Here is a 17,447-nt window from a genome sequence, read left to right as displayed (position 1 = left end):
TCGTGAATACTGTTCTAAAAATGAATTAATTTGATTATGCATTACGAGAAATATATATTCAGTTGTTTTTTCTTTTCCTGCTATCTGCTATCTTGCGCACAGCCGGTAGAAAAGAATAAAACCGTAAATCCACAACATAATATGGATAATAAACAAATACCAACCGGTATAATAACCGATACCGCTTATTTTGGGGAAGGTTGTTTTTGGTGTACCGAAGCTTTTTTTCAACGATTAAAAGGGGTATATGAAGTTAATAGTGGTTACGGCGGCGGTCATGTAGCCAACCCAACCTATGAACAGGTATGTGATAAAAATACAGGCCATGTGGAATTGGCTCAAATTATTTATGATCCTAATGAGGTTTCTTTTGATGAATTATTAGAAGTTTTTTGGAAAACCCACGATCCCACAACTTTAAATCAACAGGGTGCAGATGTTGGCCCACAATACAGAAGCGTGATTTTTTATACCAATGAAATGCAACGTGAAAAAGCAGAACAATACAAAGCTGCTTTAGATAAAAGTGGTGCATTTAATAAACCGATTGTTACTGCAATTGATCCCTTTAAAAATTTTTACAGAGCAGAACAGTATCATCAGAACTATTATAACAATAATGGTGATGCAGCTTATTGTCGTTTTGTAATCAGACCCAAGTTGGAAAAATTTGAAAAAGTGTTTAAAAACAAATTAAAAAAAGGGGTTGAATAGTTGCATTGCTGTGAACGCAAAGTTTTTAGAATTGCTTTATGGTAGTATTCTGGTACTTCTTAATTCCAACAAATTCAATGCATTGGGCATAAAACCGGCTATGTTATTTTGTACAAGATGTATCACCATGTCATAAAATAGTGGTACTACCAGCGCATCATCTATTACCATTTGATCCATTCGCCGGTATAACTGATAACGTACTGAATCATTCACAGTGGCTATTGCTTTTGTGTATAATGTATCGAATAATTTATTTTTATAACGGGTGTAATTGGGCGGTGCAGGATTGTTTCCATAAAATACTGCCATGTAATTTTCTGCATCCGGGTAATCGGCCATCCAGCTACCTCTAAAAAATAATACCTTTGATAATGCTGTTTGTTCCAGCAAAACACTTTTCTGAACCACTTCAACCTGGATGTTAATGCCCGCTTCTTCACATTGCTTTGCAACAAAACTGGCAAGGTCTGCATAGGTTGGAATGGTGAGTAATTTGATTGCGGGAAAATCTTTGCCTGCAAAGCCCGCTTCACTTATCAATTGTCTTGCTTTTTCAGGTTGGTAAGTGTAGCCATGTACAAATTTGGTATTATTGGAAGGCAGCCCTTTGGGGCAAAACCCTGCATTGGCAGCATAACCAATGGAGTTGCGCAAATAGAGCATCATTTGTTCTTTGTTAATAGCATAATTAATGGCTTGTCTTATTTTCTTAAATCGCAGGGGCGATTGTTTTACCAGTGGATTGGCGGTATCCATTAAAATTCCTAAATATTCTGTATTGAGATAAGGATGTTTTTGCAGTTGCATTTTACCCTCCCATTCTTTTCTTAATGTACCTGATTTGGTTAATACTTCATCTTTAAATGCAGGATCTATATCGTTGATAAATGAAAGGGTTCCCTGTCTGAATTGTAAAAATTCGGTAGCCTTGTTCTGATAAAAACTAATTTTAACAGCATCTAAGTACGGTAATGCCTTTCCGTTTGCATCTTTCTCCCAATAATGTGGATGCTTATGAAGTACCAAAGCCACTCCTTCCTGCCATAAAAACAATTGAAACGGTCCGGTACCACAGGGATTTCTTCCAAAGTTTTTACCCTCATGTAATACCACATCTTTGGGCACAATACTGCAATACTGCATGGTTAAAATTTCCAAAATTGGATGAAAAGGATGTGTTAAAGTAAGCTGAAAGGTACTATCGTTCAATGCCATAAATGGATGTTCATCTGCCACATGTCCATTAAATATCCAGGCACCACTGCTGGCAGTATTTTTATCAATAATTCTATTGAAACTAAATGCCACATCATCGGCTGTACATAAACGTCCTTTTCCGCCAGAGAAAACCGGATTGTCTTGAAAATAAACGTCAGTTCGTAAATGAAAGGTGTATACCAAACCGTTGGTACTTATTTCCCAGCTTTTGGCAACAGATGGTTTTACATGCAGATTGCTATCTAATTCAACCAATGTATTGTATAACTGATGTACTGCCCAGATAATGGATTGGTTTTTGGAAAATGCAGGATCTAAAGTGGCTATTCCGGTACTTTCATTGTATTCAAAAACCTGTTGATTGGTTAAATGTGCTGCATTGCATGACAATAGGAAAATACATAGAGCAATCCAACATACAAATCTGCACTCTGTGAAACCGTATTTTTGTATGAACTTTAATGCCCGCATAGGCGTTTCAAATTTTTAAATAATAAAGATGCACAATAAATTTTTATTAGCCACGCTAATTATCGTATTTCCAGTATTGGGTTTTGGACAATTATTACAAGCTAAAAATAATTTTACCCATGCCGATACATTAAGAGGCAGTGATAATGCACAACGAAACTGGTGGAATGTTTTACATTATTCCATTTCAGTGAATCCTGATTTTGAAACGAAAACCATTCAGGGTAAAGTTACCATTCAATATGCTGTAGTAAAGCCGGTTACCACCATGCAGATTGATTTACAACAGCCTTTGGAAGTAGACAGTATTGTACAGCACAAACGCATTCTTTATTTTACAAGAACCAATAATGTAATTTTCATTAAAAACACTATTCCGCATCGTATGGGATTCCATGATTCAATTACCGTGTATTATCATGGCCGGCCTCGGGAAGCCGTTCGTCCACCCTGGGATGGTGGATGGATTTGGAAGAAAGATTCATTGAACAGGCCGTGGATGAGTGTTGCCTGTCAGGGTTTAGGCGCCAGTGTTTGGTATCCGTGTAAAGATTATCAGGAAGATGAACCCGATAATGGAGCCACATTGACTATCATTGCTCCGGATACATTAATGGCAGTGGGGAATGGAAGATTAATCTTTACAGGAAACACTTCGTTCAACAAAAAAATATATACCTGGCAAGTGGTGAATCCTATTAATAACTATGACATTATTCCCTATATAGGCAAATACGTAAACAAACGAGATACGCTGTTGGGGGCAAAAGGATTATTAACGCTTCAATATTGGGTTTTGGATTATGATAGCAGTATTGCCTGGCAGCAATTTAAACAGGTAAAACCAATGTTACGGGCATTTGAGTATTGGTTTGGGCCTTATCCATTTTATGAAGATGGGTATCAGTTGGTACAGGCGCCGCATTTAGGTATGGAACACCAAAGCGCTGTTGCTTACGGCAATCATTTTAAAAACGGTTATTTAGGGCGCGATTTAAGTGGAACGGGATGGGGTTTGCGTTGGGATTTTATTATTGTACACGAAAGCGGGCACGAATGGTTTGGAAATAATATTACTACCAAAGATGTGGCCGATATGTGGGTACACGAAGGATTTACCAATTACAGCGAAACATTGTTTACCGAATATTATTACGGAAAAGAAGCAGGTACCGATTATAATGTAGGCAGCAGAAAAAATATTTTGAATGATAAACCCATTATTGGCCCCTATGGGGTAAACAAAGAAGGCAGTAGCGATATGTATTATAAAGGCAGTGCATTAATACATTCTATTCGCCACTCTGTGCATAATGATGTTCTATTTCGGAAAATACTGCACGGGTTAAATAAAGTTTTTTACCATCAAACGGTTACCTCGGCTCAAATTGAAAATTACATCAATCAGCATGCAGGGTTTAATTATCAATATGTTTTCGATCAATATTTACGAACCACGCAAATACCTGTTTTGGAATATCAGATGGATTCAGTAAATCATTCCATTCGTTGCAGATGGAGTAATTGTTTGCCTACATTCAATTTGCCATTGAGTTTATGGAATCCACCAGGTGAACATATTAAAATATATCCAACAACGAATTGGAAAACAATCTCCATTCAAAAAAATCAGACCGACTTATTTCGTTCAGCATTAGTTGAGCGGTTGTATTATGTAAAAACGAAATTGCTGCATTAGTTAAATTTCGGTTCTTAACTTACTGTGTTTTCTTCCATAAAAGAAATACAGGCATAAACCAATACCCATCCATACAAAAAACCACAACCAGCTAATGGCAGGAATTTCAATCATTAAATACAAACAAAATAATGCACCTAAAACAGGAATAACTGAATAATTTCTGATAAAGCTTAACACGGAAACAATTACTGTGATAGAAACAAAAACGATAAATAATATTTCCTGATAACTTTCTGAGTTAAGATGTTGAAATGCATCAGTAAAGCGTTCATGAAATCCGATAATAAATATCATGGACAGTATTGGGATAATATACTTTCCATTGATGTAAGGTAATTTAAATCGGCCCTGTGTAGTATTTTGCATTCGTGGCAATACCAATACACCAAAACAAACCAACACAAAAGCAAACAAAGTTCCAATACTGGTTAAATCGGTCATTAAACTACTCGGTAAAAATAATGAAGGGATAGAAACCAATAATCCTGTAATAATGGTTGCAAAGGCCGGTGTTTGAAATTTTGGATGAATTTGCGAAAACTTTTTGGGCAACAATCCATCACGGCTCATACTCATCCAAATACGCGGCTGACCTAACTGAAAAACCAGCATTACACTTGTAGTTGCCACTACTGCACTAATTGAAATAATATAACTCACCCATTTTAAGCTGATTTTACTAAACACAAATGCCAATGGGTCATTTACCTTCAGTTCAGAATAATGTACCATACCGGTTAATACCAATGCTATTAAAATATAGAGTACAGTACAAATAATTAAAGAATAAATCATCCCCCGTGGTAAATCGCGTTGAGGATTTTTACATTCTTCAGCAGTGGTAGAAATAGCATCAAAGCCAATATAGGCATAAAAAACAGCAGATACCCCTGCTAACACACCACCAAATCCATTTGGCAGAAAGGGCACCCAGTTATCTGTTTTCACATAAAAAAATCCGAGTGCAATTACAAATAGGATGACGATGATTTTAAAAATCACCATAAAATTGGTTGATTTTTTACTCTCTTTTATACCTATATATGCCAACGTTGTAATTAACACTACAATGATAAATGCAGGAAGATTTATGAGCAGGTGTTTACCAAACAGAACAGGAGCCTGCATCCAGGTATCTGTTGCAGACAATAAATGTTGTGGTAAAGGTTGATGCGATGCTGTTAAAATAGTTGCTTCCTGAAAATCTTTAGCTGCTGTGAAAGGATCTGTTAACAGCCAACCGGGCAAATGAATGCCCAAACCCACCAATAAATTATTAAAATAGCCACTCCAGCTAATGGCAACAACTATATTTCCAATAGCATATTCTAAAATAAGTGCCCAACCAATAATCCATGCAACTAATTCACCAAAACTAACATAGGCATACGTGTATGCACTTCCTGCAATGGGTACTCTACTGGCAAATTCAGCATAACATAAAGCACTAAAGCCACAAGTAACCGCAGTAATAATAAAAAGAAATGCTATACCGGGCCCACCGTTATAAGCTGCTGTTCCTATTGTTGAAAAGATACCTGCACCAATAATGGCAGCAATGCCCATAAATGTTAAATCCTTAACCGTTAGTACCTTATTCAGTGAATGTTGATGACCATCCTTAATTCCTGCTTCTGAATCAGCAACAATTTTTTCAATTGATTTTTTTCTAAACAATGTAGACATGCAATTGTCTGTTTTATAAAAAAGGTAAGATAAGTATTAAATTAGTAATCTCTTTGTATGAGGAAAGCCGCAACCTCTTTTAAATGTTTTTTGCGCACACTTTGCACAGCAACTTCTTCTAAATGATGCAGTGCTATATTGAAGTATTGTTCTTTTAAAGCATTGGCCCATTCGTGCACATTGCAATCTTTAAATATGGCTAAAACTTTTTCAACTTTATCAGGTTCATTACCCAGCATGTGTTGCATCAATGCTGTTTTTTGTGCAGGTGATGCTACTTCTAATGCATGTAACAATAAAAAAGTTTTTTTATTTTGTTTAATATCACCACCTACCGCTTTGCCAAATTTTTCAGGATTCCCGAAAGCATCCAGATAGTCATCCTGAATTTGAAAGGCGATACCTAAATTTTTTCCAAAAGCATATAAATGTTTACAACTGCCTTCGCTTGCACCACCAATAATGGCCCCCATTTCTAAACTTGCCGCCAGCAAAACAGAGGTTTTTAATTCAATCATTTTTAAATAATCGGTTAATTCAATGTGTGCTGCATGCGCATAATCCATATCTAATTGTTGCCCCTCGCAAACTTCAACTGCTGTTTTATTAAAAATATACAAAATGTGTTTCAGAAAATCATTTTGAATATGCTCTAAATATTGATAGGCTTTAATTACCATTACATCACCTGCCAGCAAAGCCGTGTTATTACCATATTTAGCATGTACAGTGGCCATTCCTCTGCGTAAATCTGCTTCATCCATAATATCATCATGCACTAAAGTAAAATTGTGAAACAGTTCAATAGCCGTAGCAACACGGTATGCATCTTCATGAATTTCGCCAAAAAGTTCGTTACCCATTAAGCAAAAAACCGGCCTGATTCTTTTGCCGCCAATTTGTAAAAAATAGTGGCAGGGCTCATATAATGTTTCAGGCGTTTTTGGAAAATGATGCACTGAAAAATATTTACCAAATTGTTCAGTAAGTTGTTCAAATGTATGCATACCGCAAACTAACAGGAAAAAATTCAAATAAACTTGTAAGAATCAAAGTTTTATGCACAAAATTTTGGCACGATTTTTTTATAATTTTGCTAAAATATTATTTATGAAAAAAATATTCATCCTGAGCCTGATTATTTTAACACTGGGTATTGCTAAAACAGAAGCCCAAAATTTAAGCAGTTCTTATCAAACAGCAGTAGGTTTAAAAATTTATCCGGGTGCTGTTTCTGTAAAACATTTCGTAAATGGCAATAATGCTATTGAGGGATTGGGTTATTTTTGGCAGTATGGTTTTAGATTAACCGGTTTGTATGAAATACATGGTGATATTAATGGCGCACCGGGTTTAAAATGGTATGTTGGTCCCGGCGCACATATTGGTTCATATAATGATAACTGGAAAAGAGACTATCCATACCGTGATAATTCAGTAGCCATTGGTATTGATGGCGTTTTGGGTTTGGATTATAAAATTAAAGGTGCTCCCATCAATGTTAGTTTCGACTGGCAGCCTTCATTTAATTTGGTTGGGTATTCTTATTTTGAAGGAGGCTGGGGCGGACTCGGTATTCGTTATGCCTTTTAACTTAAATTTATTCATTTAATCAAAAAGTTTGGGGTTAGTTTTAACCTCAAACTTTTTTTATAGTTTAAGTTTACTGAATGCTATTGGCTATGCATCCTGCAAAGTAAAAAGGCTATCTACAAATTCTTTTTTATCAAATACCAATAAATCATTTATCTGCTCACCCACACCAATAAATTTTACCGGTATTTTAAATTGATTGGCAATGGCCAATACTACTCCACCTTTTGCAGTGCCATCTAACTTAGTAATGGTGATTGCACTCACTTCAGTTGCAACGATGAATTGTTTGGCTTGCTCTACTGCATTTTGTCCTGTTGAGCCATCTAAAACCAACATTACCTCATGTGGAGCATTTGGTATTACTTTTTGAATAACCCGCTTAATTTTTGAAAGTTCATCCATTAAATGAGTTTTATTATGCAACCTTCCCGCTGTATCAATCATCACAATATCAACCCCTTTTGCCACTGCACTTTGTACCGCATCAAATGCTACCGCACCGGGATCGCTGCCCATGGCTTGTTTTACAATGGGAACACCTACTCTTTCGCTCCAAATGGTAAGCTGATCAACAGCAGCTGCCCTGAATGTATCTGCTGCCCCTAATAAAACAGAATAACCTGCTTTGGTATAATTGTATGCTAATTTTCCGATAGTGGTTGTTTTACCAACCCCATTCACCCCAACTACCAAAATTACATAAGGCTTTTTATCGGCAGGAATTTCAAAATTTTTATACGTTTCATCAGCATCCTGTAATACATTTTGAATTTCATCCTTTAACAAATGATTCAATTCAGATGTACCCACATATTTCTCTTTTTTAACCCTTTCTTCAATTCGTTCAATAATTTGAAGTGTAGTATCAATACCAACATCGGCATTAATTAATGCCTCTTCTAAATTGTCTAAAACAGATGCATCAATGGTACTTTTTCCTGCTATTGCTTTAGAAATTTTTGACAAAAACCCTTCTTTGGTTTTTTGCAATCCCTGATCTAAGCTTTCTTTTTCCTTCTTGCCAAATAATTTATCAAAAAATCCCATGGTTAATAGAATAAATATCAAAAAATGTTTAAAGGCACAAAGTAAGATTAAAAATCATTTTTTGTGCAATTGCATTAAAAGAAATCAATAACATATTGTACAATGGTATTTTATAAAAAAGTATTGATTGTTTTCTGGCAGCACAACAAAAAAGCCTTCCTAAAAGGAAAGCTTTACAAGAAATTATATTATAGCAATCAAACTATTTGGCCAAAAAATCTTTCACCTTATCCTTGTGCACAATGGCTTCTTTAAATGTATAAGCGCCGGTTTTAGGGCTGCGGATGGGTTTAATCACTTTTGTCCAGTTCTTTGCTTCAGCGGCGGCTTTTTGGTCTTTAGTCTTAATCGCTGTTTTTGCTGCTTTTGCCATGGTTATTTGATTTCTTTATGAACAGTTACTTTTTTCAAAATAGGGTTGTACTTTTTCAGCTCCAGTCTTTCAGGAGTATTTTTTTTGTTTTTTACAGAGATGTAACGACTGGTGCCGGGCATTCCTGATGTTTTATGCTCGGTACACTCTAATATTACTTGTACTCTATTACCTTTCTTTGCCATTGTAATGGGTAATTTACTGGTTTAATTAAATTTTTACTCCGTCAGCTCTCAATTGTTTAATAACAGAGGCCAAACCATTTTTATTAATGGTACGAATGGCATCTGAAGATACTTTTAAAGTAACCCAACGGTCTTCTTCTGCAAAAAAGAAACGTTTTGTTTGTAAATTCGGCAGAAAACGGCGTTTTGTTTTAATGTTAGAATGTGAAACGCTGTTACCTGTTAATGGTTTTTTTCCTGTAACCTGACATACTCTTGCCATGATGCTATTTTTTTTCGGGACGGCAAAGGTAAGGAACACAAATGAAATATCCATATTAATCACATCTTTTTTAGAGAAAATATACACATGCCGTGGAAATATAGATTTTGCCGTAATAATCAAGCTAAATTATACACATTACTACTCATTTCATTCAATCTATCCGCTTTCAGTAAAAATTTTGCAAAGAACCAAAACAAATATTGCAGAGAAATTTACTAAATTTTTTTGAGCTGTACCAATTATTCGTAACTTGCAAGCAATAAATCATGAAACACTTTCTGCAATATAACCTCGATTTTTTAGATCATCCCTTGGGGTAATCTTCTATCTAATTATTCTCAAATCTTATTGTTATTTATTATAAGCTATTGTTCTGGTATTTTTTACCATGTAACAGGTTTATGTGATTTCCTCAAATTTTAAAAAGAATTTTATGTTAACGCAACAATTATCCCATAAAAGTGCTTACTATCTTTCTTTAGAAGAAAAATACGGTGCACACAACTATCATCCCTTACCGGTAGTTTTAGAAAAAGGCGAAGGTGTATTTGTATACGATGTTGACCAAAAACGTTATTTCGACTTTTTAAGTGGCTATTCGGCAGTCAATCAAGGGCACTGTCATCCTAAAATTATTAACAGTTTATTGCAACAGGCACAAAAACTTACCCTTACTTCCAGAGCTTTTTACAACAATGTTTTGGGTGAATATGAAAAATACATCACTGAATATTTTGGGTACGATAAGGTTTTACCCATGAATACCGGTGTTGAAGGTGGCGAAACAGCGGTAAAATTGGCTCGCAGGTGGGGTTATGCCAAAAAAGGAATACCTGAAAACAATGCGAAAATAATTTTTGCCGAAGGTAATTTCTGGGGCAGAACATTGGCAGCCATCTCCTCTTCTACCGATCCATCCAGTTATAAAGGATTTGGGCCTTATATGCCCGGATTTGAATTGGTACCTTACAATAATTTAGCTGCTTTAGAAAAAGCTTTTCAGGATAAAAATGTAGCTGCTTTTATGGTAGAACCCATTCAGGGCGAAGCAGGTGTGGTTGTACCGGATGAGGGTTATTTAAAGGGGGTTCGCGCATTGTGTACAGAATATAATGTATTATTCATAGCCGATGAAATTCAGACCGGTTTAGCCAGAACCGGGAAAATGCTGGCCTGTGATCATGAAAATGCAAGACCGGATATTTTGATTTTAGGAAAAGCTTTAAGTGGCGGCACCATGCCCGTTAGTGCTGTATTATGTGATGATGCAATCATGCTAAACATACAGCCCGGCGAACATGGCAGCACTTATGGTGGTAATCCTTTGGCCTGTGCCGTAGCTATTACCTCACTACAGGTAATAAAAGACGAAGGCATGGTAGAAAATGCAGAAAAAATGGGGGTTATTTTTCGGGAAGAACTGGCTAAACTCAAAAATCCGTTTGTACAAACCATTCGGGGCAAAGGCTTATTAAATGCCATCGTAATACAACACCCTAATCCGGATGCAGCCTGGGATATTTGCTTAGCTTTAAAAGAAAATGGTTTATTGGCCAAACCAACACATGGCGATAAAATTCGCTTTGCACCACCGCTCATCATTACAGCACCCCAAATTGTGGAAGCGGTTGAAATTATCAGTAAAACATTACAATCATTTCATTAAAATATTTGTTTATAAGTAATTTTACAGTAATGATACAAAACCACCTGCACCACAAAGAAGAGCATTTACAAAGCTCAGATTTATTAACGGATATTGTAATCGGCATGAGCGATGGACTAACCGTTCCATTTGCTTTGGCCGCCGGTTTAAGTGGTGCGGTTGGCAATCAGGTAACTTTAATATGGATTGCCGGTATTGCAGAAATTGCAGCCGGCTCCATTGCTATGGGACTGGGGGGCTATTTAGCAGGCAAAACTGAGCAGGATCATTATAACAGTGAACAGAAAAAAGAATTTTGGGAAATTGAAAACAAAGCAGAAGTAGAAAAAGAAGAAGTGCGGGAGGTTTTTAGAAATTGGGGTTTAAGTGAGCAGTTGCAAGAGCAAGCTATGCAAGAAATTGTAAAAGATAAAAACAAATGGGTTAATTTTATGATGAAGCATGAACTTGGTTTAGAAGAACCAGACCCCAAAAGAGCAGGGAAAAGTGCTTTTAATATCGGATTATCATATGTAGTGGGCGGCCTAGTGCCCCTTAGCCCCTATTTCTTCGTTACCGATGCGCTCAATGGTTTAAAAATTTCTGTTATTGTTACTTTAATCTGTCTTTACATTTTCGGTTATTTCAAAAGTAAAATAACCGGCATTAACCCGTGGAAAGGAGGTTTTCGTGTGATGCTGATTGGAGCCGCCGCTGCAGCCGCAGCCTTCGGCATTGCTAAATTAATTGATAGTTGATGAGTTATTTATTTTGATCCGGCAGGCAGTTTTAATCTGGGTAATAAAGTCATCAGCAATACAATTACAGCTAAGCCCACTGTAATATACAGGCCGGGTTTTACTTCCGGGCATTCGCCTTCTCGGCATAATGAAAACAAGGTAAAGTTTTTAATGGCCCATGCCATATTAATAAAGCCTACAAATAAATTGGTTCGTTTTGCCCAAACTTTTGGCAATGCAAAAAATGCAATCAGCAATACAGAAAAAAAACTCTGTGCCAGAATTTGCTTTCCAAAAGTAAATTGTTCATTCACTGTTCCATGTACACCACTAATGGTTAGTTGTAAGGATGGAATGTAAATCCAGGGCATAAAACACACAGCTACCATCAATATGGCCGCAATAATTCCAATAGTTTGTGCATACTTCATAAAGACAAGAAAGGATTACTGTTGTAATCCTTTGTTTGATGAGAGGTCCCGAGCGGATTCGAACCGCTGTACGAGCTTTTGCAGAGCTCTGCCTAGCCACTCGGCCACAGGACCATTCGGGCTGCGAAAATAAAGCATCGTAACTAAATACAAAATTCTAATTTTGCAACTTCAAAAAAAATACATGAATAGTATTGCACCATCTGAATTAATTATCAACAGCAGAGGCGCTGTTTATCACATTGACCTAAGACCGGAAGAACTGGCAGATACCGTTATTACTGTAGGCGATCCGGACCGTGTAGAAAAAGTAAGCAGGCATTTCGATTCAATTGAAATAAAAAGGCAACACAGAGAATTTATTGCCCATACCGGCTTTATCGGGAAAAAAAGATTAACGGTACTTTCTACCGGCATTGGACCCGATAATATTGATATTGTACTGAATGAATTAGATGCATTAAAAAACATTGATTTTGAAACCAGAACCATTAAACCCGAATTAAGTACGTTGAAAATAATTCGTTTAGGTACTTCCGGAGCTTTACAGGCCGATATTCCGGTAGATAGTTTTGTAGTGGGCACACATGGGCTGGGTTTAGACAATTTGTTGCATTATTATCGTCAGGTAAACAATGAAGAGGAACAACAAATTTTAAAACATTTTATAGAACATACCCAGTTATCCGGAAATATTCAGCCCTATCTGGCTACAGGCAGTATCAGCATCATGAAACATTTTGTAAAGGGCTTTCATCATGGCATTACGGTTACATGCCCCGGTTTTTACGGCCCACAGGGTCGTGTACTGCGTTTGGGTTTATCCAATCCCGGTTTGGTAGATAATTTTAGCAGTTTTAGCTGCGGACAGCACCGAATCAGTAATTTTGAAATGGAAACCAGCGCAATTTATGGATTGGGTAAATTATTAGGTCACCATTGTTTATCCGTAAATGTTATTGTAGCCAACCGAATCCGTAAAGAATTTAGTAAAAATAGCGCAATGGCCGTAGAAAATTTAATCAAAAAAGCATTAGCAATTATCAGCACTCTTTAAATTATGCAGTTAACATTTTATAAGTATCAGGGAACCGGAAACGATTTTATTATTCTTGACAATAGAAATGGTGCCATTCAATTAACGACAGAGCAAATTAATTTTTTATGTAACCGAAAATTTGGAATTGGAGCTGATGGCTTAATGCTGTTAAGCCATAGCAAAGATTTTGACTTTGAAATGGTGTACTATAATTCTGATGGCAAACAAAGTACCATGTGTGGAAATGGCGGCCGTTGCTTAGTACAATTTGCGTATGATATTGGCCTAAAAAAAGAAAAATATCATTTTAAAGCCATTGATGGCCCACATGAAGCTCATTTCGAAAAAAACGGATGGGTAGATTTGTTGATGAAAAATGTAGATACCATAGAACGCTATTATGGCGATTTTTTGGTAAATACCGGCTCACCGCATTATATTAAAACAGTAACGGATATTGCCAATTATGAAGTATTTAAAGAAGGCAGAGCCATTCGATTCAGTAAAGATTTTGAAAAAGAAGGTATCAATGTAAATTTTGTAGAAGTAACCGATGCAGATACCATTACCGTTAGAACTTATGAAAGAGGGGTTGAAAATGAAACCCTGAGTTGTGGAACCGGTGTTACTGCTGCCGCATTGGTATTTGCTCACAATGAAGCCGGGTTTAACAGAATTGAAGTAAATACTTTGGGCGGAAAATTAGCTGTTGAATTTGATAAATTGGGCGAAACATTTACCAATATATGGCTTTGCGGACCGGCAACTTTTGTATTTAAAGGGGAAATACCTTTGCAATTTTAAATGAATATGATGCATCAGCCCATTGCTTATCAAACACTACCCAAACCACAAAAATTTACCATTCGGGTGTACGGTTTGTTGATTGACCGGCACCAACGCATATTGGTAAGTGATGAATATATAAGGGGCAATTATTTTACCAAATTTCCGGGCGGTGGATTAGAATTAGGTGAAGGAACAAGAGATTGTTTACAACGTGAATTTTTGGAAGAAACCGGTTTGCACATTGTAGTTCAGGATCATTTTTATACCACCGATTTTTTTCAAATTTCTGCATTCAATACGGTTGATCAAATTATGTCTATTTATTATAAAGTAACTGCACCCATCTCTGAAATATGCAACTTAAAAACTGCAGCAACTCCATTTCAGTTCACACCCCAACAAATTGCAGATGTAAATGGGCAGTATGAAATGTTACGTTGGTTGCCGCTCTCCGAATTAACTATAGAATCGGTACACTTACCCATTGATAAAGTGGTGGTAGAAATGTTATTGAATCAGCAATTGATAGCAAATACTCAAAAGTAAGTGTGCTTAAAGTACAAAAGTAAAATAGAACCACAGTTCTGTTAAGTAGAAAACCAAATTGGTAATCATCAACCATGCCGGAACCGGTTGAAAATAAAACCTACTCTTTTTATATAGAAATAGAATGAAAAGAACTGAGTTAAGAACAATTACAGCAAATCCTGCAGTAATGACATAACTACTGATTGTTTCATTTTGAAAAATATCACCCCAAAAACGCATTACAATTGCTATGATAAATGCAAGATTACCCATTAGGGCAACCCTGTTTAAGAATAAAATATTCTGCATATTAAAATTTCGTTCAAAATAGCATTAATTTGCTTTTCATAAAAATAGTTGATGCCGCACTAACTTTCCATCCATCTATTTTTAGTTGAAATAAGAATGATGGAAAGTTTAAAATGGCAGCAAGTAAATAGCATAAATGCAATAGCAATGAGCGGAAAGGCTTATTTACTGAAAAATAATTCAGGCAGTTGCAGGTACCAAAAAAAATAGAAACACATGAAAAATGTTCATTGGAAACAGCTATTGCCTCATGTAATAGCAATTGTAATTTTTGTAATTATTGCGGTTCTGTTTGCCAAACCCACTTTAGAAGGAAAAGTATTGCAGCAAAGCGATGTAATTCACTGGAGAGGCATGGCACAGGATTTAATTCAATATAAAGATACCCACGGCAAATACCCTTTGTGGAATAACAACCTTTTTGGAGGAATGCCGGCTTATCAAATTATTCTCACAGCAGCCAATCCGGTTTCTGTAGTATATGCACATCCGCTTTTCATGTTGTTTTTACCCAAACCCATTGGTTTTTTCTTTTTATTGTGCATTTCGTTTTATTTCCTGAGTCAGGTGCTACGCATCAATCCGTGGATAGGCATTGGCGGAAGTATTGGTTATGCTTATGCCTCTTTTTCAGCCATTATTGTTGCCGCAGGGCATGATACACAAATGCTGGCATTAGGTTATGTACCCGCATTAATGGGTGCAATATGGCTAATTTATCAAAAAAAATATTGGTGGGGTACTGCGCTTACAGCTTTGTTCAGTGCTTTACTGATTGCACAAAATCATTTACAAATAGCCTATTATTTTATCATTATTGCCGGATTTATGACCATTGGATTTATCATTCAATGGCTCAAAGCAAAAGATTATCAACATCTTGTAAAAGCGCTGGTTTTAACATTGATAGCCGGAGCTATTGGTGCAACCTGCAATTTGGTAAGTTTGGCCACCACCAACGATTATTCTAAAGCTACCATGCGCAATGGCACCCTGAATTTAGATACCACCAACCATGCCAATACTACCAGAAAAAATTCCGGATTACCCATTGATTATGCATTTAACTGGAGCTATGGTCGTGCCGAAAGTTTTACCCTTTTAATACCCGATGTATATGGCGGTGCATCTAATGGTGAGTTAAACGGCGATTCACACATTGCAAAAATTTTACAACAAAAAGGCGTGCCAGATGACCAGGCTGCACAATTTGCCGAAAGTATGCCCTCTTATTGGGGCAGTCAGCCTTTTACCAGTGGCCCCGTGTATTTGGGTGCAGTACTTTGTTTACTATTTATTTTTGGAATGGTATATTTAAAAACACCACATAAGTGGTGGATTCTGGCATTAACGATAGTTGCCTTGCTGATGAGCTGGGGAAAAAACTTAATGTTCTTCAATGAATTTTTATTCAACCATCTTCCACTCTACAATAAATTCAGAGTGCCAACCATGACGCTGGTGATTCCTCAGTTCACTTTTCCACTGGTAGCTGTAATGGTATTGCAACAATTGTTTTTTGATACAAAAGATAAATTATTGGCCATTTTGGCTTTAAAGAAAACACTGATTATTACCGGTGCTTTTTTTGTATTAGCCATTCTATTGTATTTTAGTTTTGATTATGCTGCACCGGCAGACGCCAATTTAAAAACCTATTTCAACCAATTAACCCAAGGCAATGCTATTGAATCAAATAGTATTTACAATGCACTAATAGCCGACAGAAGAAGTTTATTTGCAACCGATTTAATACGTTCCATCATTTTTGTAATACTGGCGGCAGCAAGTATATTCTTCTACTTAAAAAATAAATTGAAAGCAACCTATGCTATTGCTGCCTTTGTGGTGTTAATTGCAGCAGATAATATTAGTATTGACAGGCGTTATTTCAGTGATAAAAATTTTCAGGATGAAGACACCATTGATGACACCTATTTTAAGTCCACTGCTGCCGATCTGCAAATTATGAAGGATACTTCTTATTACAGGGTTTTAAATTTAACGCAGGATGTTTTTAATGATGCACTTACCTCCTATCATTTTCATTCAGTTGGAGGTTATCATCCTGCTAAACTTAGTATTGTTGAAGACCTACTCAACTTTCAATTAAGGAAACAACCCATGAATATGCAGGTATTGAATATGCTCAATACAAAGTATATTATCGTTAACAATCCTGCAACCAATAAACCGGAAGTGCAACTTAATCCCAATGCACTGGGGCCCTGCTGGTTTATAAAAACGGTACAATTTGTAAACGGGCCTGCAGCTGTAATGAAAGCTTTAGATCATTTTACGCCAAAAGATACAGCCATTGTAGAGCTTGCAGATCAATCACTGGTAACCTATACCGGCACAGCCGATTCTACTGCAACTATTCACTTAGTAAAAAATGATAATGATATCATTCATTATACTTCTAACAGTAACACTAATGGATTTGCAGTGTTTAGTGAAATATATTATAACCGTGGATGGAAAGCTTATATTGATGGGAAAGAAACACCGATTATACAAACCAATTATGTATTAAGAGGCCTCTCCATTCCTGCCGGGAAACATGATATTGTGTTTGAGTTTAAACCTGCTTCTTATTACAACAGTACTAAAATTGCCATTGGGGCCTCTGCATTGGTGTGGCTGTTATTAATAGGTGCCATTGTAGGTTCCTTCAAACAGGGCAAACAAAATGATGCTGCCTAA

The 17,447-nt window shown here is 36.4% G+C and carries 17 protein-coding genes and 1 tRNA gene; 9 read left to right on the top strand and 9 right to left on the bottom strand.

What is annotated here, in order from left to right; translation table 11 throughout:
* Nucleotides 1-36: 36 nt before the first annotated feature.
* The gene (msrA, locus tag AC3QLY_RS13275) at nucleotides 37-714 is read left to right on the top strand and encodes a peptide-methionine (S)-S-oxide reductase MsrA (protein WP_228733076.1); all 678 of its coding nucleotides are present in this window, start codon (nucleotides 37-39) and stop codon (nucleotides 712-714) included.
* Between the two features lie 36 nt (nucleotides 715-750).
* On the opposite strand, the gene AC3QLY_RS13270 is transcribed toward msrA, so the two are convergent.
* Entirely contained in the window at nucleotides 751-2,325 is a 1,575-nt protein-coding gene (locus AC3QLY_RS13270; protein ID WP_245634884.1) for an ABC transporter substrate-binding protein, read from the bottom strand.
* 109 nt (nucleotides 2,326-2,434) lie between these two features.
* On the opposite strand from AC3QLY_RS13270, the gene AC3QLY_RS13265 reads away from it, so the two are divergent.
* A complete protein-coding gene (locus AC3QLY_RS13265; protein WP_074419176.1) occupies nucleotides 2,435-4,105 on the top strand; it encodes a M1 family metallopeptidase in 1,671 nt (556 codons plus the stop codon).
* On the opposite strand, the gene AC3QLY_RS13260 is transcribed toward AC3QLY_RS13265, so the two are convergent.
* Both AC3QLY_RS13260 and AC3QLY_RS13255 read right to left on the bottom strand, forming a co-directional pair.
* Nucleotides 4,106-5,794, bottom strand: a complete 1,689-nt coding sequence (locus AC3QLY_RS13260; protein WP_074419177.1) for an amino acid permease — start codon at nucleotides 5,792-5,794, stop codon at nucleotides 4,106-4,108.
* Between the two features lie 41 nt (nucleotides 5,795-5,835).
* A complete protein-coding gene (locus AC3QLY_RS13255; RefSeq protein ID WP_074419178.1) occupies nucleotides 5,836-6,801 on the bottom strand; it encodes a polyprenyl synthetase family protein in 966 nt (321 codons plus the stop codon).
* Nucleotides 6,802-6,904: 103 nt separating this feature from the next.
* On the opposite strand from AC3QLY_RS13255, the gene AC3QLY_RS13250 reads away from it, so the two are divergent.
* Nucleotides 6,905-7,387 carry a hypothetical protein gene (locus tag AC3QLY_RS13250; RefSeq protein ID WP_074419179.1) on the top strand — a complete coding sequence of 161 codons (483 nt, stop codon included), beginning with the start codon at nucleotides 6,905-6,907 and terminating at the stop codon, nucleotides 7,385-7,387.
* 87 nt (nucleotides 7,388-7,474) lie between these two features.
* Here AC3QLY_RS13250 and ftsY read toward each other — a convergent pair whose 3' ends face one another.
* The 4 genes from ftsY to rpmB all read right to left on the bottom strand — a co-directional run bounded on the left by ftsY (nucleotide 7,475) and on the right by rpmB (nucleotide 9,257).
* Entirely contained in the window at nucleotides 7,475-8,437 is a 963-nt protein-coding gene (gene ftsY, locus AC3QLY_RS13245; RefSeq protein WP_074419180.1) for a signal recognition particle-docking protein FtsY, read from the bottom strand.
* A gap of 202 nt (nucleotides 8,438-8,639) precedes the next feature.
* Complete coding sequence (locus AC3QLY_RS13240; protein WP_074417709.1) at nucleotides 8,640-8,810, bottom strand: DUF4295 family protein; 171 nt, start codon at nucleotides 8,808-8,810, stop codon at nucleotides 8,640-8,642.
* Between the two features lie 2 nt (nucleotides 8,811-8,812).
* Nucleotides 8,813-8,995 carry a 50S ribosomal protein L33 gene (gene rpmG, locus AC3QLY_RS13235; RefSeq protein WP_068248002.1) on the bottom strand — a complete coding sequence of 61 codons (183 nt, stop codon included), beginning with the start codon at nucleotides 8,993-8,995 and terminating at the stop codon, nucleotides 8,813-8,815.
* A gap of 25 nt (nucleotides 8,996-9,020) precedes the next feature.
* The gene (gene rpmB, locus AC3QLY_RS13230) at nucleotides 9,021-9,257 is read right to left on the bottom strand and encodes a 50S ribosomal protein L28 (protein ID WP_068248283.1); all 237 of its coding nucleotides are present in this window, start codon (nucleotides 9,255-9,257) and stop codon (nucleotides 9,021-9,023) included.
* A gap of 436 nt (nucleotides 9,258-9,693) precedes the next feature.
* Here rpmB and rocD point away from each other — a divergent pair, with 436 nt between their 5' ends.
* Together rocD and AC3QLY_RS13220 are read left to right on the top strand one after the other, a co-directional pair.
* Nucleotides 9,694-10,926 (top strand): ornithine--oxo-acid transaminase, encoded by a 1,233-nt coding sequence (gene rocD / locus AC3QLY_RS13225; RefSeq protein ID WP_074419182.1) that lies wholly within the window; start codon nucleotides 9,694-9,696, stop codon nucleotides 10,924-10,926.
* 29 nt (nucleotides 10,927-10,955) lie between these two features.
* Nucleotides 10,956-11,663, top strand: a complete 708-nt coding sequence (locus tag AC3QLY_RS13220) for a VIT1/CCC1 transporter family protein (RefSeq protein WP_492989860.1) — start codon at nucleotides 10,956-10,958, stop codon at nucleotides 11,661-11,663.
* Nucleotides 11,664-11,671: 8 nt separating this feature from the next.
* Here AC3QLY_RS13220 and AC3QLY_RS13215 read toward each other — a convergent pair whose 3' ends face one another.
* Complete coding sequence (locus tag AC3QLY_RS13215; RefSeq protein WP_074417713.1) at nucleotides 11,672-12,076, bottom strand: hypothetical protein; 405 nt, start codon at nucleotides 12,074-12,076, stop codon at nucleotides 11,672-11,674.
* Nucleotides 12,077-12,119: 43 nt separating this feature from the next.
* Nucleotides 12,120-12,190, bottom strand: a tRNA-Cys gene (locus tag AC3QLY_RS13210).
* Nucleotides 12,191-12,260: 70 nt separating this feature from the next.
* On the opposite strand from AC3QLY_RS13210, the gene AC3QLY_RS13205 reads away from it, so the two are divergent.
* The 4 genes from AC3QLY_RS13205 (at nucleotide 12,261) to AC3QLY_RS13190 (ending at nucleotide 17,447) form a co-directional block, all read left to right on the top strand.
* Nucleotides 12,261-13,133 (top strand): nucleoside phosphorylase, encoded by an 873-nt coding sequence (locus AC3QLY_RS13205; RefSeq protein ID WP_074417714.1) that lies wholly within the window; start codon nucleotides 12,261-12,263, stop codon nucleotides 13,131-13,133.
* A gap of 3 nt (nucleotides 13,134-13,136) precedes the next feature.
* On the top strand, nucleotides 13,137-13,919 hold the full coding sequence (dapF, locus tag AC3QLY_RS13200; protein ID WP_074417715.1) for a diaminopimelate epimerase: 783 nt from the start codon (nucleotides 13,137-13,139) through the stop codon (nucleotides 13,917-13,919).
* A gap of 6 nt (nucleotides 13,920-13,925) precedes the next feature.
* The gene (locus AC3QLY_RS13195; protein ID WP_287100607.1) at nucleotides 13,926-14,450 is read left to right on the top strand and encodes an NUDIX domain-containing protein; all 525 of its coding nucleotides are present in this window, start codon (nucleotides 13,926-13,928) and stop codon (nucleotides 14,448-14,450) included.
* A 507-nt stretch (nucleotides 14,451-14,957) separates the two neighbouring features.
* Entirely contained in the window at nucleotides 14,958-17,447 is a 2,490-nt protein-coding gene (locus tag AC3QLY_RS13190; protein ID WP_492989859.1) for a YfhO family protein, read from the top strand.

It is taken from the genome of Hydrotalea sp. GW822-HT8A01, assembly GCF_058798575.1.
The sequence above is the reverse complement of the archived record's forward strand: the minus strand, read 5'-3'. Positions and strand labels throughout refer to the sequence as shown.